3 protein-coding genes and 2 pseudogenes are annotated in these 4,885 nt (G+C 43.8%); 4 read left to right on the plus strand and 1 reads right to left on the minus strand.

The window, feature by feature from the left end:
• The 3 genes and pseudogenes from FTV48_RS14065 to pnuC all read left to right on the plus strand — a co-directional run.
• Positions 1-83 (plus strand): annotated as a pseudogene (locus FTV48_RS14065) (16S rRNA (guanine(527)-N(7))-methyltransferase RsmG); the annotation flags it as partial.
• A 14-nt stretch (positions 84-97) separates the two neighbouring features.
• A pseudogene (locus FTV48_RS14070) lies at positions 98-925 on the plus strand (TonB-dependent receptor); the annotation flags it as partial.
• 28 nt (positions 926-953) lie between these two features.
• Positions 954-1,523, plus strand: coding sequence for a nicotinamide riboside transporter PnuC (gene pnuC, locus FTV48_RS14075; protein ID WP_103800505.1), 570 nt, complete (start codon positions 954-956; stop codon positions 1,521-1,523).
• 177 nt (positions 1,524-1,700) lie between these two features.
• On the opposite strand, the gene FTV48_RS14080 is transcribed toward pnuC, so the two are convergent.
• Positions 1,701-3,212 carry an aldehyde dehydrogenase family protein gene (locus tag FTV48_RS14080; RefSeq protein WP_159516849.1) on the minus strand — a complete coding sequence of 504 codons (1,512 nt, stop codon included), beginning with the start codon at positions 3,210-3,212 and terminating at the stop codon, positions 1,701-1,703.
• 201 nt (positions 3,213-3,413) lie between these two features.
• On the opposite strand from FTV48_RS14080, the gene FTV48_RS14085 reads away from it, so the two are divergent.
• Positions 3,414-4,595 (plus strand): transcriptional regulator, encoded by a 1,182-nt coding sequence (locus tag FTV48_RS14085; RefSeq protein ID WP_159516848.1) that lies wholly within the window; start codon positions 3,414-3,416, stop codon positions 4,593-4,595.
• The last annotated feature ends 290 nt before the right edge of the window (positions 4,596-4,885 follow it).

The following is a 4,885-nucleotide window of genomic DNA, read 5'->3' on the forward strand; positions in this document are numbered from 1 at the left end:
ATGAATTTAGTTGTGAGATTATTGAACTTAAAGTTCCGCGCTTAGACGAACAGCGTCATTTACTGCTATTAAAACGTATTTAAGAATTTTAAAGGGATTGGGGGCAACATGGATCGAGCTTGATGAACAAGCACATGCTTATGATGCAGAGGGTAAGCAGGTAATAAAAGTTCGTGATACGGATTTAGGCAAATTTTTACCACAGTTTGCAGTGAGTTATAGCCCGGTAGAGTCAACAACTCTGTATGCCTCTTATGCCAAAGGTTTGTCAGATGGAAAGACAGCGCCTTGGTTTGCAGAGAATGCTGCTGAAACTCTAGCGCCGATCTATTCAGAGCAATATGAAATTGGCCTAAAACAACAGATCAAGCAGTTTTTATTGACTGCCTCGCTATTTGATTTACGCCAAGACAACCAATATAGCAAGCCGATTTCAGGACTTCGCTATTTTGTTGCGGAAGGCGAACAACATAGTCAGGGTCTGGAGCTCGGACTGAATGGTGCATTAACCGATCATCTGGCCTTAACTTCATCTTTAGCCTTGACTAAAGCCCGTTTAGAAAATGTAGAAGCGGTTGAATATGGCAATCATCAGGCGCAAAACGTGCCAAAAGTTCGTTTCGCAACACATCTTCGCTATAACGTACCGAGCATTGCAGGTTTCACTGTTCTGGCAGGTGGTCAATACAGTTCCAGCAAATATGCTAACAAAGAGGGTGCTGCGAAAGTCGCAGGTTATAGTGTGGTTGATTTAGGCGCTGCTTATCAATTTAAGCTAAATACGACCGATGCATTGCTACGCTTGAATATTAATAATCTGTTCAACAAGAAATACTGGCGTGATGCAGGTGAATTTTTGGGTGACGATTATTTATTCTTGGGTTCGCCGCGTACAGCAACCTTGTCATTCAATCTGAACTTCTAAATTGGCTGCTTAATCAGGTTATATTGCTATGGAAAATATAGAAATTGCAGCGTTCATTTTAAATGTTTTAGGTGTCTGGTTGACGTCTAAACAATATAAAGCCTGCTGGGTAGTGAATATTGTCGCTGTATTTCTGTATATCATTATTTTTTATCGTGTCAATTTATTTGCAGACGCAGCATTACAAGCCGTATTTATCTTGATGCAACTCTATGGCTGGTATAGCTGGTCGAAGAAAGATCAAGACCAGGATCTGACTGTACAGATTGGCTATTTGAATAAAAAAATCTGGGTATATAGCCTGATTGTGGGTATTGTCGCTGGTCTGGTGATTGGTGCCTTATTTGCTCATTTCACCGCAGCGTCACTACCTTGGTTGGACTCCATGTTAGCCTCTTTTAGCTTGGTGGCAAGTTATTGGGCGGCAAAAAAATATATTGAAAGCTGGGGCTTGTGGTGTGTTCTAGATGTGATTTATGTCGGTATGTACACCCATAAATCATTGTATTTAACAGCCGTACTCTATTTTCTCTTTATTCTTCTTGCACTGAATGGCTGGAGAATGTGGCGAAATCTTTATAGAGTGAAATTATCTTGAAATGACACTATTGCAAATAGAAATTTGAGGTGATGCTCTTTCCTTTAAAAAAAGTGTTTATAGACTAAAAACTTTATTTGAATTGGCCGCAGCTTGAAGATGTTGCTGATATTTTGTGAAAGCTAGCTACCATACATTCAAAGCGAACCGAAGTTCGCTTTGAATGTATTTCACTTCTTAAAAGAACCCGGCTGGTTTGGTCGAATAGCTCACTAACAGATTTTTGGTTTGTTGATAATGATCCAGCATCATTCTGTGATTCTCACGACCAATGCCGGATTTTTTATAGCCACCGAAAGCCGCATGCGCAGGGTAGATGTGATAACAGTTGGTCCAGACCCGACCGGCCTGAATGGCACGGCCAGCACGGTAGGAAGTATGCGCTGAGCGTGACCAGACCCCGGCACCGAGTCCGTAAATCGTATCGTTGGCGATCTTGATCGCATCATCAAAGTCTTTAAAGGTGGTCACAGCCAATACAGGCCCGAAGATTTCATCCTGGAAGGTCTTCATGTCATTGGTGCCTTTAAAGATAGTCGGCTCAATATAGAAACCTTGACCCACTTCCTGACGTGCTTCACCACCAGTCAGGATCTGTGCGCCTTCTTCACGACCAGTGGCAATACAGCCCAGAATCTTGTCCTGCTGTTCCTGTGAGGCTTGCGCGCCAATCATGGTGTCAGTATCCAGCGGATGCCCGGTTTTAATCCGTTTCACCCGTTCAACGGCACGCGCCAGAAATTCGTCAGCAATACTTTCCTGGATCAGCGCACGCGATGGACAGGTGCAGATTTCACCCTGGTTCAGGGCAAACATGGCAAAACCTTCCAGCGCTTTGTCCAGATAATCGTCTTCCTGATCCATGATGTCGGCAAAGAACAGATTCGGTGATTTACCCCCCAGTTCCAGCGTCACCGGAATAATATTTTCGGTGGCATATTGCATGATCATCTGACCGACGGCGGTGGAACCGGTAAAGGCAATCTTGGCAATGCGTGGGTTGGTGGCTAGCGGGCGACCGACTTCAACCCCATAACCATTGACGATATTCAGGACACCCGGTGGCAAAATATCCTGAATCAGTTCAGCCAGCACCAGAATGCTGACCGGAGTCTGTTCTGCAGGTTTCAACACAATGCAGTTGCCCGCAGCCAGGGCAGGTGCCAGTTTCCAGACAGCCATCAGAATCGGAAAGTTCCACGGGATAATCTGACCCACGACGCCCAACGGCTCATGAAAATGATAAGCAATCGTATCTTCATCAATTTCGGAAATGCCGCCTTCCTGCGCACGAATACAGCCGGCAAAATAACGGAAATGGTCAATAGCCAGCGGAATATCGGCAGCCAGCGTTTCACGGATCGGTTTGCCATTGTCCCAGGTTTCTGCCACAGCCAGAAGTTCCAGATTTTGTTCCAGACGATCGGCAATTTTCAACAGAATATTGGAGCGGGTGGTCGGCGATGCTCTGTTCCATTGTTCTTTGGCTTTGTGCGCTGCATCCAGGGCCAATTCAATGTCTTCTACAGAAGAACGCGGAACCTTGGTAAAGACTTTGCCATCTACCGGAGAGATGTTGTCAAAGTATTCACCTTTGACCGGAGCGACCCATTCGCCGCCAATAAAATTCTCGTATTGTGCTTTAAAATGAACTTTTGAACCAGGTTGATTAGGATTGACGTAACGCATATGTATTTCCTTTGCTTATTTTCGTATGGCAAAACCGCTTCTACAGCTTTGGTATAAGGTACTTCTGCATCTTATTTGATTAATATAACTGGTATAAGGTTGGAAAAAGGTTGGAGCTAGCATGTTCACGATATTTTCATCCATTTTAAAAAAATAACGATTACAGCGGATGTAAATCATGAATTGTTGTGAGAATAAGGAATGATGACAAAACAAGATTTGATGGAAAAAAGGCACAATACTGATCAGCTTCGGCAAAACAGCAGTTTGTCTCCCTTACATGCAGAACAGCTGGGACAGAGTATTGCCAGCTCCTGGCAACGTTCATCCTCGGCTGAAATCCCGAAGAATCGTTTAGCAGCACCGCTGACGGATTTAAAAAAGACCACTTCTTCCTCAACTTTAGCCCAAGCCCTGCAACATTGTGCTCAGGATTTAAAACATATTGCCGAGCAATCTTCTATGGTGCTGGCGGTCGGAGATATCGGCAGTACCATCATTTGGGCAGCTTCTAGCCCACAAATGCAAAGTGCCGCAGAAAGTGTACATTTTATTGAAGGTGGGCAATGGCGCGAAGAGCTGGTCGGAACCAATGCACTGGCACTCTCCTTAAAAACGCAACAATCCACCTGTGTCTTTTCCAGTGAACATTACATGTCCTCCATTCATGACTGGGTTTGTTATGCTGCACCGATTATCGATCCCTATTCAAAACAGATCTTAGGTGTCATTGATCTATCTACCACTTGGCAGAAGCATAACAGTTTGGCCCTGTTGGCTGCTGAGCGTTGCGCCACAATCATTCAATCTGCTTTGTTAGAATGCCAGAAGCAACGCCTGTTCATTCGGGCTTTTTCAGTACCCCAAATACTGTTTAATGGCAAGATGCTGGTTCTGACCCCTCGCCAGATTGAAATTTTGACCATTTTGGCCTTATGCCCGCAAGGCTTGAGTCTGGATACCTTGCATCAGGCCTTATATGGTGAACGCAAAGTTAGTATGGGCACCTTAAAAGCAGAAATGTCGCAGTTGCGCGATGTACTGGGGGGCATGTTAGGTTCTAGGCCTTACCGATTATTGGTACATGTAGAGGCCGATTTTTTACTTACCGAACAGTCTCTGGATGCTGGATATATTAATTCTGCCCTAAAATTATGTACTGGCGTATTTCTGGCTAAAACGGAAAGTCCATTTTTATGTGCCTGGCGAGATTGTCTGGAATCACGTCTAAGTAATGCCATTTTTAAAGCCAATGAAACTGACGTCCTGCTGAAACATGTATCGCATTTCCCTGAAGCGATTGATGCGGTGGAACGCCTGATTGAACTAATGCCCAAAACCCATCCCGTCCATCAAACTCTTTTAAAATATAAAGACCTTTAAAACGAATCCCTTCAGCGGTAGAAGGCTATATAGGAAAATCCTGGAATATTTAGCATCATCCCTATTCACAATAGATTTACTTGTCGATTTCATCTGAATCAGATCCTAAAATTTTATTAATCTGATGATTTTTCAGTGGCTATGCCATTTACTTGGCCGCTTGAGGGGACTCACTTCATCAAAATCAGCTACGATCATCTTCATTTCATATGAAGGACGTACAGTTTATTCCTCAGAGATTAAATATGATATTAGGATCATACGATGGGAAATTTTTTCTGGCTGGAACG

The organism is Acinetobacter sp. YH18001, from assembly GCF_013416975.1.
Lineage (GTDB): Bacteria > Pseudomonadota > Gammaproteobacteria > Pseudomonadales > Moraxellaceae > Acinetobacter > Acinetobacter pseudolwoffii.

Excerpts from the sequence above, each read along its gene's own strand:
- pnuC (WP_103800505.1), top strand. The coding sequence starts at position 954 with ATGGAAAATATAGAAATTGCAGCGTTCATTTTAAATGTTTTAGGTGTC.
- FTV48_RS14080 (WP_159516849.1), bottom strand. The coding sequence starts at position 3,212 with ATGCGTTACGTCAATCCTAATCAACCTGGTTCAAAAGTTCATTTTAAA.
- FTV48_RS14085 (WP_159516848.1), top strand. The coding sequence starts at position 3,414 with ATGATGACAAAACAAGATTTGATGGAAAAAAGGCACAATACTGATCAG.